19 protein-coding genes and 1 tRNA gene are annotated in these 24,028 nt (G+C 68.2%); 13 read left to right on the top strand and 7 right to left on the bottom strand.

Annotated features, from left to right (window positions below; genetic code table 11):
* Window positions 1–113: 113 nt before the first annotated feature.
* Window positions 114–563 (bottom strand): MaoC family dehydratase, encoded by a 450-nt coding sequence (locus PLC66_RS19050; protein WP_324543443.1) that lies wholly within the window; start codon window positions 561–563, stop codon window positions 114–116.
* Between the two features lie 293 nt (window positions 564–856).
* Between PLC66_RS19050 and PLC66_RS19045 the strand changes: the two genes are divergently transcribed.
* From PLC66_RS19045 to PLC66_RS19015, 7 genes are all read left to right on the top strand, one after another.
* Window positions 857–2,239 carry a TIGR03013 family XrtA/PEP-CTERM system glycosyltransferase gene (locus tag PLC66_RS19045; protein ID WP_324543441.1) on the top strand — a complete coding sequence of 461 codons (1,383 nt, stop codon included), beginning with the start codon at window positions 857–859 and terminating at the stop codon, window positions 2,237–2,239.
* 102 nt (window positions 2,240–2,341) lie between these two features.
* The gene (gene prsK, locus PLC66_RS19040; protein WP_324543439.1) at window positions 2,342–4,387 is read left to right on the top strand and encodes an XrtA/PEP-CTERM system histidine kinase PrsK; all 2,046 of its coding nucleotides are present in this window, start codon (window positions 2,342–2,344) and stop codon (window positions 4,385–4,387) included.
* Between the two features lie 28 nt (window positions 4,388–4,415).
* Complete coding sequence (prsR, locus tag PLC66_RS19035; protein WP_324543437.1) at window positions 4,416–5,780, top strand: PEP-CTERM-box response regulator transcription factor; 1,365 nt, start codon at window positions 4,416–4,418, stop codon at window positions 5,778–5,780.
* Window positions 5,777–8,581 (top strand): XrtA/PEP-CTERM system TPR-repeat protein PrsT, encoded by a 2,805-nt coding sequence (gene prsT, locus PLC66_RS19030; RefSeq protein WP_324543435.1) that lies wholly within the window; start codon window positions 5,777–5,779, stop codon window positions 8,579–8,581. Before prsR ends, prsT begins: the two co-directional genes overlap by 4 nt.
* 35 nt (window positions 8,582–8,616) lie before the next feature.
* Window positions 8,617–9,897, top strand: coding sequence for a nucleotide sugar dehydrogenase (locus PLC66_RS19025; protein WP_324543433.1), 1,281 nt, complete (start codon window positions 8,617–8,619; stop codon window positions 9,895–9,897).
* Window positions 9,898–9,979: 82 nt separating this feature from the next.
* The gene (locus PLC66_RS19020; RefSeq protein ID WP_503012241.1) at window positions 9,980–10,909 is read left to right on the top strand and encodes a lytic transglycosylase domain-containing protein; all 930 of its coding nucleotides are present in this window, start codon (window positions 9,980–9,982) and stop codon (window positions 10,907–10,909) included.
* Window positions 10,906–11,718, top strand: coding sequence for a S1 family peptidase (locus tag PLC66_RS19015; RefSeq protein ID WP_324543431.1), 813 nt, complete (start codon window positions 10,906–10,908; stop codon window positions 11,716–11,718). The genes PLC66_RS19020 and PLC66_RS19015 overlap by 4 nt, the downstream gene beginning before the upstream one ends.
* On the opposite strand, the gene PLC66_RS19010 is transcribed toward PLC66_RS19015, so the two are convergent.
* The 3 genes from PLC66_RS19010 to PLC66_RS19000 form a co-directional block, all read right to left on the bottom strand.
* Entirely contained in the window at window positions 11,711–12,376 is a 666-nt protein-coding gene (locus PLC66_RS19010; RefSeq protein WP_324543429.1) for an HAD family hydrolase, read from the bottom strand. The genes PLC66_RS19015 and PLC66_RS19010 overlap by 8 nt on opposite strands.
* Before the next feature lie 86 nt (window positions 12,377–12,462).
* Window positions 12,463–12,537 (bottom strand) — tRNA-Arg (locus PLC66_RS19005).
* Between the two features lie 16 nt (window positions 12,538–12,553).
* Entirely contained in the window at window positions 12,554–14,584 is a 2,031-nt protein-coding gene (locus PLC66_RS19000; RefSeq protein ID WP_324543427.1) for a site-specific recombinase, read from the bottom strand.
* 190 nt (window positions 14,585–14,774) lie between these two features.
* Between PLC66_RS19000 and PLC66_RS18995 the strand changes: the two genes are divergently transcribed.
* Entirely contained in the window at window positions 14,775–16,688 is a 1,914-nt protein-coding gene (locus PLC66_RS18995; protein ID WP_324543425.1) for an ATP-binding cassette domain-containing protein, read from the top strand.
* A 63-nt stretch (window positions 16,689–16,751) separates the two neighbouring features.
* Here the strand turns inward: PLC66_RS18995 and PLC66_RS18990 are convergent, their stop codons facing one another.
* Together PLC66_RS18990 and PLC66_RS18985 are read right to left on the bottom strand one after the other, a co-directional pair.
* Window positions 16,752–17,654: a hypothetical protein gene (locus PLC66_RS18990; RefSeq protein ID WP_324543423.1), complete on the bottom strand. Its 903-nt coding sequence runs from the start codon at window positions 17,652–17,654 to the stop codon at window positions 16,752–16,754.
* Between the two features lie 63 nt (window positions 17,655–17,717).
* Window positions 17,718–18,293, bottom strand: coding sequence for a LemA family protein (locus PLC66_RS18985; RefSeq protein ID WP_324543421.1), 576 nt, complete (start codon window positions 18,291–18,293; stop codon window positions 17,718–17,720).
* A 110-nt stretch (window positions 18,294–18,403) separates the two neighbouring features.
* Between PLC66_RS18985 and PLC66_RS18980 the strand changes: the two genes are divergently transcribed.
* Both PLC66_RS18980 and PLC66_RS18975 read left to right on the top strand, forming a co-directional pair.
* Entirely contained in the window at window positions 18,404–19,612 is a 1,209-nt protein-coding gene (locus PLC66_RS18980; RefSeq protein ID WP_503012240.1) for an MFS transporter, read from the top strand.
* A gap of 27 nt (window positions 19,613–19,639) precedes the next feature.
* Window positions 19,640–19,765, top strand: coding sequence for a hypothetical protein (locus tag PLC66_RS18975; protein ID WP_324543419.1), 126 nt, complete (start codon window positions 19,640–19,642; stop codon window positions 19,763–19,765).
* Window positions 19,766–19,794: 29 nt separating this feature from the next.
* Here PLC66_RS18975 and PLC66_RS18970 read toward each other — a convergent pair whose 3' ends face one another.
* Entirely contained in the window at window positions 19,795–20,661 is an 867-nt protein-coding gene (locus PLC66_RS18970; protein WP_324543417.1) for an HDOD domain-containing protein, read from the bottom strand.
* Between the two features lie 204 nt (window positions 20,662–20,865).
* On the opposite strand from PLC66_RS18970, the gene PLC66_RS18965 reads away from it, so the two are divergent.
* The 3 genes from PLC66_RS18965 to PLC66_RS18955 all read left to right on the top strand — a co-directional run.
* A complete protein-coding gene (locus PLC66_RS18965; protein WP_324543415.1) occupies window positions 20,866–21,861 on the top strand; it encodes an oxidoreductase in 996 nt (331 codons plus the stop codon).
* A gap of 56 nt (window positions 21,862–21,917) precedes the next feature.
* Entirely contained in the window at window positions 21,918–23,111 is a 1,194-nt protein-coding gene (locus PLC66_RS18960) for a GGDEF domain-containing response regulator (RefSeq protein WP_324543413.1), read from the top strand.
* A gap of 99 nt (window positions 23,112–23,210) precedes the next feature.
* A partial coding sequence (locus PLC66_RS18955) for an AMP-binding protein (protein ID WP_324543411.1) occupies window positions 23,211–24,028 on the top strand: 818 nt, incomplete at its 3' end.

Raw genomic sequence — 24,028 nt, 5'->3', positions numbered from 1 at the left:
GTCAACAAAGACAAAACCCCCTCCCGCTGCAACAGCGCCCAAAAGCGGAAATACCGTGCCGCTACGGCAGGTGCGGCGTCCCCTGTTGAACTTCAGGCGACGCCAGTGCGAACTCAGCTGCGGGCGGGCACGAGGAGTTCCGCTTCGCCATCCAGCACGACGGTGTCGCCGACCGTGCAGATTGTCGAAAACACGGCGCGACGCTTCTCAGATTTGAGTTCCTTGACGCTAACCCGGGCGACGACCGTGTCGCCGATCTTCACCGGGGCCTTGAACTTGAGGTTCTGCGAGAGGTAGATGCAGCCAGGCCCGGGAAGGCGGGTACCGAAGACGGCCGAGATCAGACCGGCCGACAGCATGCCATGGGCGATACGGCCACCGAACATCGTGCTCGCGGCGAACTCCTGGTCCAGGTGAACCGGGTTCGTGTCACCGGATACGCCTGCGAACATCAGGATGTCGGCTTCGCTGACGGTACGCGAGACGCAGGCGCTCATGCCGACCGTGAGGTCTTCGAAGCGGTAACCGTAGAGTTCTGCGAAGTTGCGGCTCGAACTGCTCATGTGTTTCTCCTTGTGTGTAAAGGCTTGGGGCGCCATTGTACGGGGCGCCGAGGCGTCCCGCACTGCATGCTAGAATCGAACACCCATGTTGCGCTGCGGCATCTGTCGTACGTCATTGATGCCTTGCGTGAATCTCTTGTCTTTCAGCAATTCATGAGTTCGATCGATCAAGGCTCCGTGTGAAGGATTTAACGGGCATCCGTTCCCGTTTGAGCTAACTTGATCACATCGTGGACAAGGCTTGGGCATCAACGACTGTCCATTGTCGAACCAAAAGGACTCAGGGGCGCTTCATGCTCAAGATCGTCAGCCATTACCTTCCAACGCATACCCTGCAACAGGTTCTGTTCGACGCGGCGATGCTTTTCGCCATCGTGTTGGGTGCGGTTGCCTTCCAGGCTGCCCCAGAGGTTCCGGACTGGGCGGTCTGCGTGCCGTCGGCACTGGCGTTTGCGGCGTGCATGGTTGCGCTCAATACGGCGATGGGTTTGTATCGGCCGGTCTACCAGCGTTGTCATCGTCAGGTCTTCGCGCGCGTCGGCCTGTCGTTGGTGGTGAGCGTGCCGGTCGCCTATGTGACCTTCGGCTTGCTTCCGTGGGCCGAGATCGCGCCTCACTCGCTGCAGGTGAGCGTTCTTGTACTGCTGTGCCTGCTGCTCTTGCTGCGTGGTCTGGTGAATCAGCGCCAGGCGGCCGGCTTCTTCGTGCCGCGGGTATTGATTGTCGGCACCGGGCGAGATGCGATGGCCGTTCAACGGGACCTGATGCGGCCGCTGCAGCGCAGCGTGGATGTGGTTGGCTTTCTGCCCGCGGGCGCGAACGAGCGTGTGGAGGTGGAGCCGCGGCAGGTCCTGCCGCCGGGCAGTCTGCTTGACGTTGCGCGCAAGCTGCGCGTCGATGAGGTGATCGTTGCAGTGCGTGAGCGCCGCGGTGGGGTGCTTTCGCTGCGCGAGCTGCTCGACTGCAAGCTGGCGGGCATCCGCATCCTCGACCTGTCGTCCTTCTTTGAGCGCGTGCAGGGGCAGATCCGCCTGGATTCGCTGCGTGCCAGCTGGCTCATCTACGGAGACGGGTTCCGGCAGGGCTGGGCGAGGACTTTCGTCAAGCGCTGCTTTGATCTGGTCGTGGGCGCCTTGCTTCTGGTGTTGAGCCTGCCGGTGATGATCGTCACCGCGATCCTGATCCTGATCGAGGATGGCGCACCGGTCTTCTATGCCCAGGAGCGGGTCGGACTGGGAGGCAAGCCCTTCCGCGTGATCAAGTTCCGCAGCATGCGGCGGGACGCCGAGCGCGACGGCAAGCCGCGCTGGGCGACGTCGAACGACGACCGTGTGACACGGGTGGGGCGGGTGATCAGAAAGCTGCGCATCGACGAGCTGCCACAGCTCTTCAATGTGCTCGTGGGCGACATGAGTCTGGTCGGGCCGCGCCCCGAGCGGCCGTTCTTTGTCGATCAGCTCACGCAGCAGATCCCGTTCTACGCCGTGCGCCACTGTGTCAAACCGGGCGTGACGGGCTGGGCGCAGGTGCGCTACCAGTACGGGGCTTCGGTGGACGATGCGGCCGAGAAGCTGCAGTACGACCTGTATTACGTCAAGAATCACACCTTGATCCTCGACACCCTGGTGTTGTTCGAGACCGTTCGCGTGGTGCTCACCGGCGAGGGTGCGCACTGAGTGTGTGGGTGGAGTGCGCCCGGTGGCATGTAAGGCGGTACACTCTGCGCCTCGCGCTCGAGCCTGAGCACGAGGCGCATTTCGTGTTGAGGAGAGCCAGCGGTGGCTGAGGTGGCGACCTGGAGCTACGGGCTTGCCGCCGTCTCCTACCTGTTGTTCGGGCTCTACGTCTTCGTCGCCTGGCGCGGTGCGCTGCCGGGGGGCGTGCTGCTCGCTGCAGTGCTGCTGTCCTGCCTGTGGGCGTTCGCCTCCGCGGTCAATGCGTGGCAGCCGGGCGGCACCAGTCTGGTCTTGTCTGCCGTGCTGGACGTGTTGCGCGGTGCGGCGTGGTTCGCCTTCATGATCGTGCTGTCGCTGCCGTTGTGGGGCAGGCGCCTGCGCTGGCCGGCCCTGCTTGCAGCCGGCGTGCTGTTGTTCCAGTTCGTCGCGATCGTGCTCGAAGGCATCTTCGATGGCGGCGGCCTCGCGCTGCAGCCGGTGCTTGTCGCCTGGCTTGCCCATGCGATCGTCGGCCTGATGCTGGTCGAGCAGTTGTACCGCGGGATTCCTGTGAGTTCGCGCTGGGGCATCAAGCCGCTCTGCCTTGCGCTCGCCGCAGGCTACATCTTCGAGCTCTATCTTTTCGCCGACGCCTTTCTGTTCTCGCGTATCGACCCCGACGTGTGGGCGGTGCGCGGGCTCGCCCACGCCCTCCTGATTCCGCTGATCGCGCTCTCGGGCACCCGCAGTCCGTCGTGGACGCTGCGCATGTCGATGTCGCGCGAGATGGTCTTCCATTCGACCGCGCTGGCCGGTGCGGGCGCGTACCTGCTGGTGATCGCGGGTGCGGCCTACTATGTGCGCTTCTTCGGCGGCGACTGGGGACGCGCGCTGCAGATGACGCTGCTGTTCGCGGGCCTGGTGCTGCTCGGGGCGCTGCTGTTTTCCGGCGCGTTGCGCGCGCGGCTGCGGGTGCTGATCAGCAAGCACCTGTTCTCGTACCGTTACGATTACCGCAACGAGTGGTTGCGCTTCACCCAGGCCTTGTCCGCTGCGGACAAGGGGCTGGATCTCGGTCAGTCGGTGATCAAGGCGCTGTCCGATCTGGTGGAAAGTCCGGGCGGCGTGCTCTGGCTGCGCGACCAGTACGGGAGCTGCGCCATGCATTCCCGGCTCAACCATCCGCCGATGACGGCCGTCGAGCCGCTCGAGTCGCCGTTCTGCCGCTTTCTCGATGAGCGCGGATGGGTGATCAACCTCGAGGAGTACCGGCTGCGGCCGGGGCATTACGAGGGACTCAAGTTGCCGCCATGGCTGTCCGCCTTCGGTGATGCCTGGCTGGTGATCCCGCTCAAGACCTCGGACAGCCTCATCGGCTTCGTCGTACTCAGCTCGCCGCGCGCACCGTTCGAGATCGACTGGGAGGTCCTCGATCTGCTCAAGACCGCGCAGCGCCAGGCCGCCGGCTATCTCGACCGCATGCTTGCCGCCGAAGCCCTGCTAGAGGCGCGCAAGTTCGATTCCTTCAACCGCATGTCCGCCTTCGTGGTGCACGACCTCAAGAACCTGGTTGCGCAGCTATCGCTGATGCTTCGGAACGCCGAGCGCCACCGCGACAACCCCGAGTTCCAGCAGGACATGCTCGAGACCGTGGCTCACGTCGAATCACGCATGCGCGGCCTGATGACGCAGCTGCAGGAGAAGCGTTCGATCGATCCGGCGCGGCCGGTGGACCTCGTGCCACTGCTGAAATCGGTGTGCGAAGGCAAGCGCGGGCAGTTGCCAGCGATCGAGGTTCGCTTCGAAGTCGACACCGAGACGGAGGTCAACGCCCACCCGCAGCGCCTGGAAAGAATCATCGGTCATGTCGTGCAAAATGCACTGGATGCCACCGACGAGGATGGTAAGGTGGCCGTGACGCTCGGGGAGGCTGAAGGCAAGACCCTGAGCATCGTGGTGCAGGACACGGGCTGCGGGATGAGCGCCGATTTTCTGCGCGAACGACTGTCCAGGCCGTTCCAGACCACCAAGACGAGCGGCATGGGGATCGGCGTGTTCGAGACCCGTCAGTACCTCAACGAGATCGGCGGCCAGCTGCACTTCGACAGCGAGGTGGGCAAGGGCACGTGCGTCACCATCACACTGCAGCGCGTGCGACGCGCTCAGTGAGCTCAAAGAGCAGGAGAAAGTGAGTTCCATGTCCGACAAGCAGCGAACGCTTCTGATCGTCGAGGACGATCCGGCGCTGCAGAAGCAGATGCGGTGGGCGTTTGACGCCTGCGACACGGTCGTCGCGGATGATCGCGAGAGCGCGATCAACCAGTTGCGCAAGCACGAGCCGGCGGTGGTCACCATGGACCTGGGACTGCCGCCTGCGCCCGACGACGTCAGCGAGGGGTTCCGGCTGTTGCGCGAGATCCTCAGCCTCGCGCCCGACACCAAGGTCATCGTGCTCACCGGCCAGCACGACCGCGAGAACGCGGTCAAGGCGATCGGCATGGGGGCCTACGACTTCTTCGCCAAGCCCTTCGAGCCCGAGCTGCTGAGCTTGACCATCGACCGCGCTTTCCGCATGCACGACCTGCAGATGGAGAACGCGCGCCTGGCCGCGCTGCAGGGCAGCCCCTTGTCCGGCCTCATCACGCGCGACCCGGCCATGCTCAAGATCTGTCGCACGATCGAGAAGCTGGCCTCCGCTTCGGTCACCGTCGCCCTGTTGGGCGAGAGCGGCACCGGCAAGGAAATCCTCGCACGCGGGCTGCATGCCCTGTCGCCGCGGGCCGGCGAGCGCTTCGTTGCGATCAACTGCGCGGCCATCCCCGACACCCTGCTCGAGAGCGAGCTGTTCGGCTACGAGAAGGGCGCCTTCACCGGCGCCGTCAAACAGACCCTCGGCAAGATCGAGACCGCGCATCGCGGCACGCTCTTCCTCGACGAGATCGGCGACCTGCCCCTGCCGCTGCAGTCCAAGCTGCTGCGCTTCCTGCAGGAGCGTTGCATCGAGCGCGTCGGCGGCCGCGACGAGATCCCGGTCGATGTGCGCATCGTCTGCGCCACCCATCGTGACCTGAAGGCGCAGATCAAGGAGGGCGTGTTCCGCGAAGACCTGTACTACCGGCTGGCCGAGATCGTCATCGAGATCCCGCCGCTGCGCGCGCGCGAGGGCGACGCTGCGCTGCTCGCCCATGCCTTCGCACAACGCTTTGCGCGTGAGAACGGGCGCCGTTCGCTGGTGCTCGCCGACGATGCCCTGTCCGCGATCGACGCCCATGCCTGGCCGGGCAACGTGCGCGAGCTCGAGAACTGTATCAAGCGTGCGGTGATCATGGCCGAGGGCGATGCCATCACCGCCGCTGATCTCGGCCTGCAGGCGCCCGAGGACGATCTCGAGTTTCTCAATCTGCGCCGGGTGCGCGAGGAGGCCGAGCGCAACGCGGTGCTCAAGGTCATCGCCCGCACCAACGGCAACATCGCCCGCGCCGCCGAAATCCTCGGCGTCAGCCGTCCCTCCCTTTATGATCTACTCGGCCGCTTCGGCCTCAAGAAGGAGAATGGTTCGTGAGCCAGAAACACAATGCACGCCGTCCGCAGCGCTGGCCCGGCCGGGCCCACGGGCTCGCCGCCACGGCGCTGTCGGCCTTCCTGCTCGTGGGCTGTGGCCAGAGCCCGGAGCAGATGCTCGATTCGGCCAAGGGCTACATCGCCAAGCAGGATCTCAACGCCGCCAGCATCCAGCTCAAGAATGCACTGCAAGAGAATGGCAGCCTCACGGAGGCGCGTTTCCTGCTCGGGCGCATCCAGCTCGAGCAGGGGGATCTGCCCAGCGCTGTCAAGGAACTGACGCGGGCGAGCGAACTCGGCTACCCGCGCGAAGAGGTCGCGCCGCTGCTGGCGCGTGCGCTGGCGCGGACCGGTGAGTTCGACCAGTTGCTGAAGGACTTCAGCGACGTCAGGCTTGGCGACGCCCAGTCGCAGTCGGTCATCCTCGCCTCGCTGGCCGATGCGCATCTGTCCAAGGGCGACGTCGAACGAGCGCAGGAGAAATACGTCGAGGCCCTCGCAGCCGATCCCGCTGAGGCCCATGCCCGGGTCGGGCTGGCGCGGACTCATCTGTTCAAGGGCGACGCCAAGGCGGCCGAAGCCGAGGCTCGCGAAGCGATCCAGCGCTCGCCGACCTTCGCCGACGCCCATGCCTTGCTCGCCGACGCGCTGCTGCTGCAGGGCCGGGCGGACGAGTCGGTCGCTGCCCTGCGCGAGGCGATTCGGCAGGCGCCAGCGGCGGTCAACTACCACTTCGCGCTGGTGTCGCAGCTGTTGCGCCAGAATAAGGTCGAGGACGCCGAGGCTGCGCTGAAGGCCATGCAGGCGGCGGCCGGCGGCCACCCCTCGACGCGCTATCTCAAGGCCCTGATGGACTTCAGGAACAACCGCCTCGTCGAGGCGCGCGATGAGCTCCTGCAGGTGCTCAGGCAGGCACCGCAGTATCTGCCTGCCGAACTGCTTGCCGGTACGGTGCTCGTCCGCCTCAACGAACATGCGCTCGGCCGCACGCATCTGTCGCGGGTGCTCGAGCGTGCGCCCGGCGCGGTGATGGCCAGGCAGGCCCTGGTCGTGTCGCACCTGGCGACGGGCGAGGCGCCGCGTGCACTCGAACTGCTGCAGCCCTTGCTGCAGATGCCCGAGCCCGATGCGCGCCTGCTGGGCCTGGCCGGGCAGGTGTTCCTGGCCAATGGTGACTTCGAACGCTCCGAAGAATATTTCGCCCGTGCCAGCACGGCTTCCCCCGATGATGCCCAGGCCCGATTGCGCCTGGGCGTGGCGCGCCTGGCCGGTGGCGATGCGCCCGCCGCCTTTGCCGATCTCGAGGCCGCGGCGGCGATGGACGACACCGCGATCCAGGCCGAGCTCGCGCTGGTCGTGGCCCACCTGCGTCGTGGCGAGCTGGACCAGGCCCTGGCCGCGCATGAGCAGCTGTCCCGCAAGCAGCCCGACAATCCGCTCGTGCACAACCTGCTCGGTGGCCTGATGCTGGCCAAGCGCGATGTGCCCGCGGCGCGCGCGGCCTTCGAGAAGGCCTTGGCGACGCAGCCCGACTACCTCGCGGCCGCGGTCAACCTGGCCAGGATCGACCTCTCCGAGCGGCGCGCGGACGATGCACTGGCGCGCATCCAGACGATCGTCGACCGCAACCCCCGAAACGTCGAGGCCCTGCTCACGCTGGCGGAGCTGCAGCGGACCACCGGTGCCGAAGCGGCCACCGTGCTGGCCTCGCTCGAGCGTGCCGAGGCCGCCTCGCCGGGGGCGGTGGCGCCGAACCTCGCCCTGGTGCAGCACCATCTGCGCCAGCGCGACTTTCCGCGCGCCCTGCAGGTTGCACAGAAGGTGGCGGCGGCGCACCCCGACGAACCCCGCGTCGTCGAGACCCTTGCCCGCGCCCAGATCGCCTCCGGCGACAGCCAGCAGACGATTTCGACCCTCAATCGCTTGGCGAGCCTGCAGCCGCGCTCGCCGGTCCCGTTCATCCAGCTCGCCGACGTTCATCGTTCGCTGAAGGACAACAGTGCAGCCGAGCAGGCCTTGCGTCGGGCGCTGGCCCTCAGCCCCGATGCCGTCGAGGCGCAACAGCGCCTGATCGCCTTGCTCATCGAGCGTGGCGATCGCCCAGGCGCCCTGCGGGTGGCGCGTGACACCCAGGCGCGCCATGCCGACCGTCCGCTCGGCTACTTCCTCGAAGGCGAGATCCATGCCAACGGCGGCAACTGGGCCGAGGCGGTGACCGCACTGCAGCGCGCGGTGGAACGCAACGGGGGGGGGCAGGCCGCGGTGCGCCTGCACGCGGTCCTGCTGCGTGCCGAGCGCAAGGCCGACGCCGACCGCATGGGTGCCGACTGGCTGCAGAAGAACCCCACCGACCTGGTGATGCGCGGCTACCTTGCCGAGCGCGCGCTCGCCGAGAATCGGCACGCCGACGCCTTCGCGCTGTTCAGCCGGATGCACGAGATGGCCCCGCAGAACGCCCTGATCCTCAACAACCTGGCGTGGACCGCCAATCAGGTGAAGGATCCGAAGGCGCTCGAATTTGCCGAGCAGGCGCTGCGGCTGGCGCCGGAGAATCCGGCCATCATCGATACCGTCGGCATGATCCAGGTCGAGCGCGGCGACGTCGATGCCGGTCTCGCCAACCTGCAGCGTGCCGTCAAGCTCGGGCCCGACCTGCTGCCGCTGCACCTGAACCTGGCCAAGGCCTATGCGAAGGCCGGTCGTGCCGCGGATGCGCGCAGCCAGCTCGACGCGCTGTTGCCGCGTCTGCAGGAAGGCAGTCCGCTGCACAATGAGGCCGTGGCCCTGCAGAAAACGCTGTGAACACCTTTCAGAATCAACGCACCAAGGACATCCCCATGACCACCATCGCCGTCATCGGCCTCGGCTACGTCGGCCTGCCGCTCGCCGTGGAGTTCGGCAAGAAGTACCGCACCCTCGGCTTCGACCTCTCCGCACAGAAGGTCGCCGCTTATCGCGACTGCATCGACCCCACCGGCGAGGTGTCGTCGGTCGACCTGCGTGCCGCCACCCAGCTGAGCTGCCACACCGACCCCGCCGTCCTGCGCGAGGCCGACTTCGTCGTCATCGCCGTGCCCACCCCGGTCGATGACGCGCATCAGCCCGACTTCACGCCGCTGGTGAAGTCCTCCGAGACCGCCGGGCGCCATCTCAAGCGCGGTGCCATTGTCGTGTACGAATCCACCGTCTACCCGGGCGCCACCGAGGAGGTCTGCATTCCCATCCTCGAGCGCGAGTCGGGCCTGAAGTGGAAGCAGGACTTCTTCGTCGGCTATTCGCCCGAGCGCATCAACCCGGGCGACAAGGAGCGCACGGTCACCAAGATCCTCAAGGTCGTCTCCGGCGACACGCCCGAGACCCTGGCCAAGGTGGAGGAGATGTACGCCTCGGTGATCACCGCCGGTGTCTATCCGGCCAGCTCGATCAAGGTCGCCGAGGCCGCCAAGGTCATCGAGAACACCCAGCGTGACCTCAACATCGCCCTGATGAACGAGCTCTCCGTGATCTTCCACAAGATGGGCATCGACACTCTGGAGGTGCTCAAGGCCGCCGGCACCAAGTGGAACTTCCTGCCTTTCCGCCCCGGCCTGGTCGGCGGTCACTGCATCGGCGTCGATCCCTACTACCTCACGCACAAGGCCGAGATGCTCGGCTACCACCCGCAGGTCATCCTCGCCGGCCGCCGCATCAACGACAGCATGGGCAAGTACGTGGCCGAGCAGACGGTCAAGCAGATGATTGCCGCCGGCTCGCATGTCAAGGGCGCCGACGTCATCGTGCTCGGCCTGACCTTCAAGGAGAACTGCCCGGACCTGCGCAACAGCAAGGTGATCGACGTCATCCACGAGCTGCAGAGCTACGGCTGCAAGGTGCACGTGCATGACCCGGTGGCCGAGTCCGCCGAAGCCGAGCACGAATACGGCGTCAGCCTGGCGCCATGGGATGCCTTGCCGGTGGCCGATGCCATCGTCGCGGCCGTGGCGCACGAGGCGTTTGTCGACATGCCGCTGCCGACCCTGCTCGCCAAGCTGGCGCCGCAAGGGGTGTTCGCCGACGTCAAGTCGAGCTACGACCCCGCTGCGCTCGCTGCCGCAGGGGCGAAGGTGTGGCGGCTGTAGGCATCTTCTGCCATAAAGAGTCATGGCCAGTCGCGACCACGCCCCTCCGCCTTCAACGCTTCGGCCGGGCCGCCTGCCGGGCGTGGCTGGACGCATCCGGCACATCGCGTTTGGGGTGTGCCTCGCCTGTGCCGGGGCCGCCTCCGCGGGCACGGCCTCGGCGAGTGGCGAACTGATCGCGCAGGCCTTCGCCCTGCAGGCGCGCTATCTGGCCGAGGAGGCGCTCAGCTATGAGCATGGCGAGGGCGTGCCGCGCGATCAGCCCTACGCGGCCCGCCTGTACTGCGAGTCGGCCCGCCTGGGCGACCCCGAAGGCATGTACGCGCTGGCCTGGATGTACGCCAATGGCCGCGGCGTGGAGCGTAACGATGCCTACGCCGGCACCTTGTTCGCCATGGCGGCCAAGCTCGGCAACGCCCACGCCGAGCGCATGCTGCGCTTCACCGGCGAATACACCGGCGCCGTGCCCGACTGCCTGCACACGCCGTCCGAGCTGCTGCCGCAGCGCTGGCCGGTTGAGGCGCTGGTTGCCCGCCTGCCGCCGGCGCGCCAGCAGGTCGCGCGCCTGCTCATCGAGCTTTCGCCGAGCTACGGCGTCCAGCCGCAGCTCGCGCTCGCCATCGCGCTCACCGAGTCAGCACTCAATCCGCAGGCCCTGTCGCCCAAGAACGCGATGGGGGTGATGCAGCTCATTCCGGAGACGGCGCAGCGCTTCAATGTCAGCCAGCCCTACGACCCCGAGCAGAACATCCGCGGCGGGCTGGCCTACCTGCGCTGGTTGCTGGCCTATTTCGAAGGCGACGTCACGCTCGCGGCAGCCGCCTACAATGCCGGCGAAGGGGCGGTGAATCGTTTCCGCGGCGTCCCCCCCTACAGCGAGACGCGCGCCTACGTCGAGCGCATCCTGCGTCACGTCGGCGACAGTCGGCATCCTTACGACAGCAGCGTGGTGGCGCCCAGCCCCATGTTGCGCACCTTGCGCCTGGCCCGTCAGGAGGACCACGACACATGACCATCGCCTCGTCCCCGCAGCCGGTGCCGGACCGCGGACGGCGCCGCCTGCTGGCGCAGGCGCTCGCGCTGCCCGTCGCACTCGGCCTGCCGGCCCTCGTGCATGCCGACCTGGTGACGACGGTGCCGCGCATCAAGCCCTCGGTGGTGGCCGTGGGCACCTATCAGCGCACGCGCAGCCCGGCCTTCCAGTTCCGCGGCACCGGCTTCGTGGTCGGCGACGGCCAGCTCGTCGCGACCAATGCCCATGTGCTGCCCGAGCGCATCGACAGCGACAAGATGGAAGCCCTGGTCATCGTCGTGCCCGGCGAGGGCCAGACCGGTAGCGTGCGTCAGGTCACCGTCGGTGCCTCCGACCGCAGCCGCGACCTCGCCGTGCTCAAGCTCGGCGGTGGCCCGCCACTGCCGGCGCTGCGTCTGGCGCGCGCCGGGGGGGTGCAGGAAGGGCAGACGGTCGCCTTCACGGGTTTCCCCATCGGCAACGTGCTCGGCATGACCCCGGTCACCCATCGCGGCATCGTCGCGGCGATCACGCCGATCGGCATACCCCAGGCCAACGCGCGCGACCTGAACCCCGCGCTCATTCGCCGCCTGGCGAACGATGTCTTCCGTGTCTATCAGCTCGACGCCACCGCCTACCCGGGCAACAGTGGCAGTCCGCTGTACGACCCCGCGAGCGGCGAGGTGATCGGCGTGCTGAACATGGTATTCGTCAAGTCCACCAAGGAGAGCGTGCTCTCCGACCCCTCCGGCATCAGCTACGCCATCCCGGTCGAGTACCTGCATCGCCTGCTGGGCGAGGTCAGGTAGCCGAGGGCGCCAGGATCGCGTCGGCCAGGGCGGCCGGCGTGGCAACCGCGCGCCAGTGCGGCGCGAGTTCGTGCGCGGCGAGGCTGCCGTAGCCCCAGGTGGCGGCGAGGAAGGGCAGGCCGTTCGCGTCGGCTGATTCACCGTCCTCGCTGCGGTCGCCCACATACACCGCCTGCTCACGGGCAATGCCGCGGTCCTGCAGCAGGCGGGCGATCATCGCCGCCTTGTGCGGCAGGCGCGGTTCGAACAGATCAAGCGCGTACACCGCGTCGAAGTGCGCTGCCCAGCCCAGGTGCGCGAGGATCAGCTGCGTCGGGTGCAGGCGCTTGTTGGTCGCGATCGACAGCCTGCAGCCGGCCCCGACCAGGCGCGCGAGCATCTCGCCCACGCCCTCGTAGGCCGCGGTCTCGCGGTAGCCACGGGTGTCGTAGCTGGCCTTGAAGTGCGCGGCGAGCGCCTCGATCACGCCGGCGTCGCGGGTGCCGGCCAGCATCTGCAGGGTCTCGAGCAAGGGCGGGCCGACGATGCCGGCATCGATCGGCATCACGGCCTCACGTCCGGCGGCGGCGAAGGCCTCGCGGTAGCTGGCGAGGATCGCCGGCGCGGAGTCGATCAGGGTGCCGTCGAGGTCGAACAGCACATGCGGGTAACGAGGCATGCAGGAGGGCCGGCTGCGTTGCGGACGACGGGTCTGGTGCGGCATCCGCGGGGGGCGCAGGCAGGATGTCGGCGGACTCGTGGGGGTGGTCCCGTCACCAGGAATCGAACCTGGATCTGGCGCTTAGGAGGCGCCCGTTCTATCCATTGAACTATGACGAGACTCAGGGCGCGCATTCTAGCCGTTTGGCGGCGTCGGACCAAGTGTCGGCTCGTTGTTGCGCGGCGGGAACAGGAAGGCGCGCGGCGCGCGCAGCAGGCGCTTCGCCAGCAGGCTGCCCAGGCTGCGACCCTGCTCGAAGCTGATACGGCGCGCGCGCATGGCCACGCTCAGCGTCAGCGTGAAGCTCACCAGCAGGTTTACGATGCCGATCAGCAGCACCCCCGAGAAGGCCACCAGCACCGTCGTCAGCGGGATCGCGAAGTCCAGCGCGACCGAGGCATAGCCCAGATAGGCCGACGAAAAGGCGATGTGGCGGATGTCCACCGGCAGGCCGAACAGCACGCCGATCGCGGTGGCGCCGCCGAGCAGGAAGCCGAAGAAGATGTTGCCCACGATCGCTCCCAGGTTGTTCTCGATGTAGATCACCAGCCGCTCTGCCCGCGCCTCGCCGAGCAGGCGCTTGGGCCAGCGCAACTGGCGCAGGCGTTGTGGCACGCGGTTGTAGGCCGACAGGTTGTCGTAGAAGGCGGCGATCAGGCCGGACATGAACAGGCACACGCCGGCGATCGCGGCGAAGAAGGGCGCGCCGCTGAGCGGGTCGATCTCGCCGAGCAGCTTCTCGGCCTTCTGCGGCGTGACGAAGTGGCTGCCGGTGGCGAGCTGGATGATCAGCCCCACCCCCAGCGCGACCGGGATGGCGACGCCGATGTTACCCAGGATCGCCGCCGCCTGGCTGCGGATGGTGCGCACGATCAGGTCGGCAAGGTCCTCGAGGTCGCGCCCGCCCTTGCTCTTGGCCTCGCCGATCGAGGCGGCGATGGCGTTGGCCGTCATCGCCGGCTGCTTGGTCGCCACCGTGCCGCCGAGCATGTGGATCAGCGCGAAACCGAGGCCGTAGTTCAGGCAGAAGGACAGCAGCTCGTTGAGCGGAGCCATGCCCTGCTCGCCGAGCACGATCTTGTTCGCCGCCATGAAGGCGATGATCAGGCCGCCCAGCGCGGCCGAGGACAGCATGCCGAAATACTCGCCGCGGCTGCTGGTGATGTACTTCTCGCCTGTCTTGCTCGCGCTCTCGGTCATGCGCAGCGACAGCAGCTCGACGTTCTTGCCCCAGTAGTCGGCCAGGACGTTCTTGCGGCACTCGGCCCGCACCAGGGTCTTGAACAGGCGCACGATGCGCGGTGCGGCGTCCTCGACCACGCGTCGCGTGCGCAGCTCCGAGAGCAGCGCGGTGAGCTCGTTGATGCGCTCGAGGTGCTGGCGCAGGCGCTCGAGCTTGAAGGTGAGCGTCAGGCTGGTGCCGATGCGGGTCGCGCGCTTGCGCACGCGCTGCAGGATCTCGTCGCACTGGTGCAGCATCACCGTCAGGTGCTTGTCGTCGGCGATCAGCGCGCCGGGTGTGGTCCACCAGTTGCTGTAGTGCTGGATATAGGTCAGCAGCTCGGCGTTCTGCGCGAGGAAGGGGGATTCGTGCTCCTCGAGGTTGGGGTCGATGCGCACCAGCTCGCGGTCGAGGCCGATCGCCGAGACGTGGAAGGAAAGCACCCGCAGCGACTCGAGGACCTCGCGCACCGCATGGGGCAGGGGGCTGGCGTCCTCCTCGAACATCGGCGTCTGGTGGCCGACGAGCAGGTGCAGGAAGGCCTGCCAGTCTTCGTCGGAGATAGCGTTCACCCACACCTCGTCGTCCACCCGGTTGAACACGGCCGACAGCAGGTCGCGCAGGTGCGCGGTGTCGATCACCTCGGGCAGCAGGCGATTGCCGATGCGGCGCGAGGTCTCGGAGAAGAAGCCGGTCGAGGGCAGCAGGCCGGAGGCCACGTACATCGTCACCTGCTTGCGCTCGGCGAACACGCGCAAGGTGGCGGCGCGCAGGTTGGCGAGCAGGTCGGAGCGGCGCGCGAGCAGCGTGGCCAGGGCGCGCAGGTTCTCGGTGGCCTTGTCGGTCTGAGTCGCGCGCGGTGGGCGCAGCTTGTCGACCAGCGCCACCCACAGGGCGACCTGATCCTGTTCCGGCTGGCCGAAACGTTCGAGGAGTCTTTCCATATTCATGCTTCCATAAGCGGCGGTGATGCGCTCGCGCACGCGTCGCGGGGCCGCGGGCCCGGCACCGGCAAGGACCCGGTCGGGCAAGAAATTGTGCACTGCATTATGCGGTAATCCGCCCCGGATGCCAGCACGGGGCTAAAATCGGCACCCCAGTTTCCGATCGGTGGCCGCGGCTGCCGCACATCCAATGCCTCTGCTTTCCGTCGATAACGCCTGCCTGGCCTTCGGTCACGTCGACCTGCTCGATCACGTGAGTTTTCAGCTCGATGCGGGCGAACGCGTCGCGCTGATCGGCCGCAACGGCTCGGGCAAATCGAGCCTGCTGCGCGCGCTCGCCGCTCAGGCGGCGCTCGATGATGGCACAGTCTGGCGGCAGGCCGAAATGGTCACTGCCTATGTGCCGCAGGAGCCCGACTTTGCGCTCGAGCGCGACGTCTTCGCCACCATCGCCGACGGCCTGGGCGCTGCCGCGCAGCTGCTGGTGGATTACCACGCCGCCATGGTCGCGGTCGCTGACCACGCCACGCCCGCGGCGCTCGCCCGGCTTGATGCGCTGCAGCATGCGGTCGAGCAGGCCGAGGCCTGGCGGCTGAACCAGCGTGTCGAGCAGGTCGTGGCCCGTCTCGGACTCGACCCCGCGGCAAAGGTTTCCAGCCTCTCGGGCGGCGGCGTCAAGCGCGTCGCGCTGGCGCGTGCCCTGGTGGCCGAGCCCGACCTGCTGCTGCTCGACGAGCCTACCAACCACCTCGACCTCGACGGCATCCTGTGGCTGGAAGAGCTCATCCGCGACTTCCGTGGCGCGGTCATGGTCATCACCCACGACCGCGTCTTCCTCGACAACGTCGCCACCCGCATCATCGAGCTCGACCGCGGCAAGCTGGCAAGCTACCCGGGGCGTTTCGCCGACTACCAGCGGCGCAAGGCCGAGGAACTGGAAGCCGAGGAGAAGGCCGCCGCGCGCTTCGACAAGTTCCTCGCCCAGGAGGAGGTGTGGATCCGCAAGGGTGTCGAGGCCCGCCGCACCCGCAACGAGGGCCGCGTGCGCCGGCTCGAGGCCCTGCGCGTCGCACGCGCCGCGCGCCGCGACCGCCTCGGCAACGTCAGCCTGGCGGTGGATACGGGCGACAAGAGCGGCCAGATGGTGGCCGAACTGACCCACGTCACCAAGCGCTACGGCGGCAAGACCGTCGTGCGCGACTTCTCCACCCGCATCCTGCGCGGCGACCGCATCGGCTTCATCGGCCCCAACGGCGCCGGCAAGACCACGCTGCTGAAGCTGATCCTCGGCGAGATCGAGCCCGACGAGGGCACCGTGCGCCGCGGCACGCGCCAGACCGTGGCCTACTTCGACCAGCTGCGCGAACAGCTCGACCCCGAACTGCCGCTCACCGAGGTCATCAGCCCGGGCTCAGATTTCGTGGAGATCGGCGGCGAGAAGAAGCACGTCATCGGCTATCTCGGCGACTTCCTGTTCGCGCCGCAGCGCGCGCGCTCGCCGGTCAAGTCGCTCTCGGGCGGCGAGCGCAACCGCCTGCTGCTGGCGCGCCTGTTCGCCCGTCCGGCCAACCTGCTGGTGCTCGACGAGCCGACCAACGACCTCGACATCGAGACCCTCGACCTGCTCGAGGAGCTCCTGGCCGGCTACGACGGCACGCTGTTCCTGGTCAGCCACGACCGCGCCTTCCTCGACAACGTCGTCACCCAGGTGATCGCCGCCGAGGGCGACGGGCGCTGGGGCGAGTACGCCGGCGGCTATGGCGACTGGCAGCGCGTGCAGGCCCAGCGTGCCGAGGAGCGGGCCGCGCGCGACAGCGTCAAGCGCGCGCCGGCGCCGGCCGACAAGGGCCGCAGCACAGAGCCCAAGCCGGCGAGCCGGGCGGGCAAGCTGTCCTTCAACGACAAGCGCGAGCTCGAAGCCCTGCCGGACCGCATCGCCGCCCTCGAGGACGAGCAGGCCGCGCTGCATGCGCGCATGGCCGACCCCGCGCTATACCAGAACGCACCGCAGGAGGTCGCCCAGATCAAGGCCCGGCTGGAGGCGCTGGACGGCGAGATCGAGGCGGCGATGCTGCGCTGGGAAGAACTCGAGTCGCGCGCCTGAGCAGCGGAGGTCGGCGCCGGACCAGAGCCGGAGGCGGGCGCCGGACCCGGCTGGTGGCCCGCCTCAGAACACGCCGATCTGCTCGAACCAGGCCGCCGCCGCCGCCGCGCCGAGGAACACGGCGGCGTGGAAGGCCGCCAGGCGGCGATAGTTGCGCGCGATGATCGCCGGATCGAGGTCCGAGATCAGGTACAGGCGGCGGTCCTGCGGCTGGCGCATCACATGCAGCTCGGGCGCGGACAGCCGCGCCGCCTGGCGTTGGCGCACCTCGCGCCTGGCCTGGGCGCGCGCCAGCTCCCACTCCTTGAGGTCGAGCTCGCCGTTGCCGTCGAGGTCGAAGCGTGCGAGCAGGGCGGGGTGGTCGGTCTTCCACTCGGCGAGCAGGTCGCGCACCTGAGCGGCGAGGTCGAAATCGGCATCGATGCTGCCCAGGGTGGCGAAGTCGCCGAGCACGTACAGGCGGTCGTGGCGGATCAGCGACCACTGCGTGTAGCGCAACTCGTCGCGCAGCGTGACGTCGCGCCGGCGCACCAGCATCTCGGCGCCGTCGGGGTCGATCACGCAACTGCCGCTGCCGTCCTCGAGCAGGAAGGAGGCCTCGCTCTCGTCCCTGCTCACCGGCCGCCACTTGCCGTCGCGCTGCTTGCGCTCGATCAGCAGGCGGTACCACAGCACCGGCAGGCCATTGACCGGCGACAGCAGCGGCGTGCCGCCCAGCGGCTGGCCGCGGCCGCGCAGCTCGGCGTAGCCCTGGGCGGCGGAGGCGATGCGCGAGGTCGGCGTGTCGTCGATCAGGCGCGCGTGGCGCAGCGCGCTCACCCAGCCCAGCAGGCCGGTGGCGACCAGCAGCGCGAGCGCGATCAGGCTGGCCGCGCCCTGGTCGAAGTGCAGCACGGCCAGCACGAGGCCGAACTGCAGCGCAGGCAGCGCGAGCTGGCGCCGGCTGTGGCGAAGGCGGACGAGCATGGCGCGCGGGCTGGGCTAAGGCGCGTGGGTCTGCAAACGGAGGGGTGTGGGTGCGCGCAGCGCTCAGGCGCTGAACAAGGCCTTCAGGTCCACATCGGCCTTCTCGGCGACGCTGAACTGCAGCAGCGGCTGGGCGATGAAATTGAACAGGCGGGCGACGATCAGGTCGGGAAACTGCTCGATGCGGATGTTGTGCACATTGACCGACTCGTTGTACCACTCGCGACGGTCGGCGATGCTGTTCTCGAGTGCCGTGATGCGGGTCTGCAACTGCATGAAGTGTTCGTTCGCCTTCAGCTCGGGGTAGGCCTCGGCGACCGCGAAGATCTGTCCCAGGCCGGCGCGCAACAGGTTCTCGGCCGCGCCCAGCGCCGGCACGTCGTGCGCCTCGCGCGCCCTGGCCACGCGTGCGCGCGCTTCGGTGACACGCGCCAGCGTCTCCTGCTCGAACTGCTTGTACTGGCGGCACACCTCGACCAGCTTGGGCAGCTCGTCGTGGCGCTGCTTGAGCAGCACGTCGATATTGGCCCAGGCCTTGGCGATGTTGTGCTTCAACTGCACGAGGCCGTTGTAGACCACCACGCCATACACCAGCGCGAGGACGATGAGGCCGAGGAAGACCGCGGTACCGATGCTCATTGGGGGCGACTCCAGTTTGTACGCGGGCATCTTATACTGCCGTCCTCGCCGCGGATGTTGCGCATGCCACAGCGGCGAGCAATCAAAACACCTGCGCGGAATCCCCAGTCTTGTCGTTCGAAATGCCTTCCTTCCTGCGTCGTCCGGGCGTCGTGCTCGTGTGCGGCGCGCTCATCCTCACCCTGGCCATGGGGGTGCGCCACACCGGCGGCCTGTTCCTGCCGCCGATGACCGCCGACCAGGGCTGGTCGCGCGAGCTGTTCTCCTTCTCGATCGCCTTGCAGAACCTGTTGTGGGGGCTGTTCCAGCCCTTCGCCGGGGCCTTCGCCGACCGCCACGGCGCCGGCCGCACACTGGTGGGCGGCGCGCTGCTCTACATCGTCGGCCTGGTGGTGATGGCGCATGCCGACACCGCGCTCGGCCTCAATCTGGGCGCCGGCCTGCTCATCGGCATGGGGCTGTCGGGCACCACCTTCAGCGTCGTGCTCGGCGTGATCGGCCGCATGGCCGCACCGGAAAAGCGCAGCATGGCGCTCGGCCTGGCCTCGGCCGGCGGCAGTTTCGGCCAGTTTGCGGTGCTACCGGTGGGGCAGGCGCTGATCAGCACGGTGGGCTGGCAGGATGCGCTGCTGTGGCTGGCGGTCGGCATCGCCTTCATCATCCCGCTCGCGGCCGCCGTCACCGGCACCAGCGAGCGCAGCGCCGGCTTCCAGCAGTCGCTCGGCGAGGCCTTGCACGAGGCGATGCGCACGCCCAGCTTCCACTACCTGTTCTGGAGCTTCTTCGTGTGCGGCTTCCAGACCGCCTTCATCATGCTGCACCTGCCGGCCTTCGTCGTCGATGGCGGCCTGTCGGCCAACGTCGGCATGACGGCGGTGGCGCTGATCGGCCTGTTCAACATCTTCGGCTCCTTCCTGTCGGGCTGGCTCGGCGGCTGCTACAGCAAGAAGGCGCTGCTGGCCGGCATCTACGCGCTGCGCATTGTCGCCATCCTGGCGCTGCTGATGTTCCCGCTGTCCACGCTGAGCCTGTACGTGTTCGCCGCGGTGATGGGCCTGCTGTGGCTGGGCACGGTGCCGCTCACCAGCGGGCTGGTGGGGCAGATCTTCGGCCTGCGCTACGTCGGCATGCTGTACGGCATCGTCTTCCTCGGTCACCAGATCGGCGGCTTTCTCGGTGCGTGGCTGGGTGGGCGCATCTTCGACCTCAGCGGCTCGTACCTGATCGCCTGGTGGTTGTCGATCGCGCTGTCGGTGCTCGCCGCGCTGCTGTCGCTGCCGGTGCGCGAGGCGCCGCTGCTGCGCGCCGCGGCGCGATGAGGGCCGAGCCATGAGGAAACCGCCGGCATGAAGACTCCGCTATTGCGCCTGCTGCTCGGCATCCTGGCTGCGGCCGTGCTGGCGCTGATCTTTGCCGCCTACCAGCACCCGGCGCTGCTGATCGACTTCGGCAACCTGATCTTCTGCGGCTGAGGGCTGGCGGGCGAGGCCGCGGCCGGCCTTCAGTCGCTGGTCGGCGCTGGCGGCAGGAAGCGCGGGCGGATCGCTTCCGGCATGCCCAGGCGCTGCAGCAGGGCCTCGCGGCCGAGGTGGAGCAGGGCCTCGATGGCGGCGATGTCGTCGGGCAGGGCGGGGTCGTCCCAGCCGTGGGCGAGGTGGCGGGCGAAGTCGGCGGCGAGCTGGATCGTGCGCACGCGCGGGTTGTCCTGCTGGCTGGCGTCGAGCAGGGGCACCAGCAGCTCGGGCAGGCGCCAGGCGCGCACCAGGCCGAGCTGGATCTCCGCGGCACTCACGCCGAACACCGCGCGCTCGGCCTCGGCGGTGCGCAGGCCGGGCTGTGCGGCCTGGCGCGCCTGCACCTGCAGCGCCAGCTCGGGCGCAAAGATCCAGCACACGATCTCGGTGGCCTCGTGCAGCAGCGCGGCGACGGTGATCTCCTGCACGTCGAGGTCGCGGCGGACGATGGCGAACTCGCGCGCGAGGTCTGCGACCTGGCGCGCGCGCGCGATCACGCGCAGCACGCCGACCAAGGCCCTGGGCCGGTCGGCAAGCGCCTCTTCCACCGTGGGCAGCGCGCCGAAGGCGGTGAAGAAGGGTTCCACCCCCAGCATCATCACCGCGCGCTCGATGGTGGTGATGTCGTGGTTCTGCGACTGGCGCCGGTTGCGCTCGATGTGGGTCAAGAGCCGCATCGTCATCAGCGGGTCGGACAGCACGATCGCCGCGAGTGGGCGCGCGCCGATCGATTCCTCGCCGTGGCGCAGCGCCGCGAGCGCGCGCACGGTATGGCGCAACACCGGCAGGGGCTGGGCAGAAAAGTGATCGACGTAGGCCTGCACCGAGGGCAGGGGGTGTTGCAGCTGGGGCATGCGCGGCTCTGACAGGGGGACGGCAGATATCGTCATTATCGGCGGCACGCGGGGGAACTGAAGGCGTGCGTGCACGGGCACAGGGCGAGCCTGGCTTGGGGCTATAATTATGGCCTTGCAGCGCCGGCGCGCGGGCGAGTTCCTTGCCGAACTTGCCGTCATCGGCGTTCCCGAATTCCAGGACTGCGCACAGGAGACGCCCGCATGACCCCGTTCAAGGCCTTCGTGATCGACCAGGACGACAACCGCAAGCTCGTCAGCCGCATGGGCACGCTCGCGCCCGAGCAGCTCGACGCCGGCGAGGTGACGATCCGCGTTCATTACTCCAGCATCAACTACAAGGATGCGCTGGCGGCCACGGGGGCGGGCAAGATCATCCGCCGCTTCCCCTGCGTGGGCGGCATCGACCTGTGCGGCGAGGTCGTCGACAGTGCGGATGCGCGCTTCAAGGCCGGCGACAAGGTCATCGCCACCAGCTTCGACATCGGCGTCGCGCATCACGGCGGCTATGCCGAATACGCGCGCGTGCCTGCCGCCTGGGTGGTGCCGCTGCCCGCCGGGCTCGACCTGTTCGAGGCCATGGCCCTGGGCACGGCCGGCTTCACCGCCGCGCTCGGCGTGGTGCGCATGGAAGACAACGGCCTGGCGCCGGCCAACGGTCCGGTCATCGTCACCGGTGCCACCGGCGGCGTCGGCGGGCTGGCCATCGACATGCTGGCGCGCCTGGGCTATCACGTCGTCGCGCTCACCGGCAAGGAAGCCGAGACCGACTACCTGAAGATGCTGGGCGCGGCCGAGATCAAGCTGCGCACCGAGATCGACCTCGACAAGGTGCGTCCGCTCGAGGCCGCGCAATGGGCCGGCGCGGTGGACAACGTCGGCGGGCCGATCCTGCACTGGGTGCTGGCGACCATGAAGCAGGCGGGCACGGTGGCGAGCATCGGCAACGCCGCCAGCTTCAAGCTCGACACCACGGTGTTCCCCTTCATCCTGCGCGGCGTCAGCCTGCTCGGCATCGACTCGGGCTACATGGGCTTTCCCACCCGCCAGCGCGTGTGGGACCGCCTCGCCACCGACCTCAAGCCGCGACACCTGGCGGCGGTCACGCGCACGATCGATTTCGATGCGCTGCCCGCCGCCTTCGACGACTTCATCCAGGGCCGGGTCAAGGGCCGCACAGTGGTCCGCATCGGCGGCTGAACGAAGGCATTGGACGCGGCGGATCGAGAGGGCTTGAGCACGGTGGGGGAGAGGCGGTGGTGACGAGCGAAGACGACAAGCTGCCGCGCATCCTCGTGGTCGATGACTCGCGCATGGTGCGGGCGTCGATCGTCAAGCTCATCCGCGGCCGCTTCGAGGTGCGCGAGGAACCCGACGGCGAAGCCGGCTGGGAGGCGCTGCTGGTCGACCCCGCGATCGACCTCGTGCTCACCGACATCGGCATGCCGCGCCTGGACGGCTATGGCCTGCTCGAGCGCATCCGCGCCTCCAGGGTGTCGCGCGTGCGCGACCTGCCGGTGGTGATCATCTCCGGCGACGAGGACGAGTCGGCGCGCGAGCGGGCGCTCGCCCTCGGCGCCAACGGCTTCGTCGCCAAGGGCGCCGGCAGCGTCGAGCTGCTCGCCACCCTGAGTTCGCTGGTGCGCCTGTCGAAGGCCCAGCACGAGCTCGAGCGCAGCCGTGCCGCGCTGGCGAGCCAGAGCCCGGTCGACCCCGAGACGGGGCTCGCCAGCGCAGGCTACCTGCAGCACCGCGCCACCCAGGGGGTGTCCGAAGCGCGCCGCCGCCACACCGACATCGCGGCCCTGGTGATCGAGGTCGACCAGTTCGACGAGCTGGTCGATCGCCACGGCGCGCACGTCGTGCAGTTGATCCTGCGCAAGCTGTCGAAGATGCTCACCAGCCGCATCCGCACCGAGGACACCTTGTCGCAGCACTCGGCCTCGCAGTTCGCGCTGCTGTCGCCGGGCATCGACCGTGTCTCGAGCTGCGCCTTCGCGCTGCGCCTGCGCAGCAGCGTCGAGAAGCTGGTGATGGGCTATCGCGAGGAGCGCATCCGCGTCACGCTCAGCATCGGCGTGGCCAATGCGGCGGTCGATGGACGCAACACCGTCAGCGAGCTGCTGGGGCTCGCGCTCGAGCGGACGGCGGCGGCGCGCGCCGCCGGCGGCAATCGCGTGGTGGCGGACGCGGGCGAGGTAGATGCAGCGCTGATCGAGCGCGAACTCGGCCGCCTCGTCAGCATCGACAGCGCCTTGCGCCAGGTGCGCGCCGGCGCCCGCGCCGAGGTCGAGGCGCAACTGCCCGAAATCATCGCAGCGCTGATGCCGCTGCTCGAATTGCTAGAATCGAAAACTCACTGCGGACTGCCACTCAGGCAACTCGAAGCGCTCAAGCACAGAAGCGCGACCGACGGTGACGATACGGAGGCCACCCGGACCTCCATTTGAAGTGGGAGTGGTCGCAGGTTTCGCTGCGCTGTCCCGGCGCTGCGGTGCAGGCAACACGTCATTTGCAGTACAGGGAAAATCGAAGGGAGAGAGGAAGCAATGACCGATTACCAGCAGTTTCACCGCCGTTCCATCGAAGACCGCGACGGGTTCTGGGCCGAACAGGCCCAGCTCGTGCATTGGAACAAGCCCGCAGAACAGATCTGCGATTTTTCCAATCCGCCTTTCGTCAAGTGGTTCAAGGGTGGCGAGACCAACCTCTGCTACAACGCGGTGGACCGCCACGCCGCTGCGCGCCCGAATGACCGCGCGCTGGTGTACATCTCGACCGAGACCAACGAGGAGAAGGTCTACTCCTTCGCCGAGCTGCAGCGCGAGGTCGAGCGCATGGCGGCGATCTACCAGGAGCTCGGCGTCAAGCGCGGCGACCGGGTGCTGATCTACATGCCGATGATCGCCGAGGCGGCGTTCGCCATGCTCGCCTGCGCACGCATCGGCGCGATCCACTCGGTGGTGTTCGGCGGCTTCGCCGCCGGCTCGCTCGCCACCCGCATCGACGACGCCAAGCCGGTGCTGATGGTCAGCTCGGACGCCGGCATGCGCAATGGCAAGCCGGTGCCCTACAAGCACCTGGTCGACGAAGCCTGCAGGCTGGCCGAATTCCCGCCCGCCAAGGTGCTGATCGTCGACCGTGGCCTGGACAAGGGCTTCGCCAAGGTCGAAGGCCGTGACGTCGACTACGCCGCGCTGCGCGCGAAGCATATGGACGCCCAGGTGCCGGCCGTGTGGCTGGAGTCCTCCGAGCCGAGCTACATCCTGTACACCTCCGGCACCACCGGCAAGCCCAAGGGCGTGCAGCGCGACACCGGCGGCTACACCGTGGCGCTGGCCGCGTCGATGAAGCACATCTTCACCGG

The sequence above is a fragment of the Thauera sp. genome (assembly GCF_035444905.1).
Classification (GTDB): Bacteria; Pseudomonadota; Gammaproteobacteria; order Burkholderiales; family Rhodocyclaceae; genus Thauera.
The sequence above is the reverse complement of the archived record's forward strand: the minus strand, read 5'-3'. Positions and strand labels throughout refer to the sequence as shown.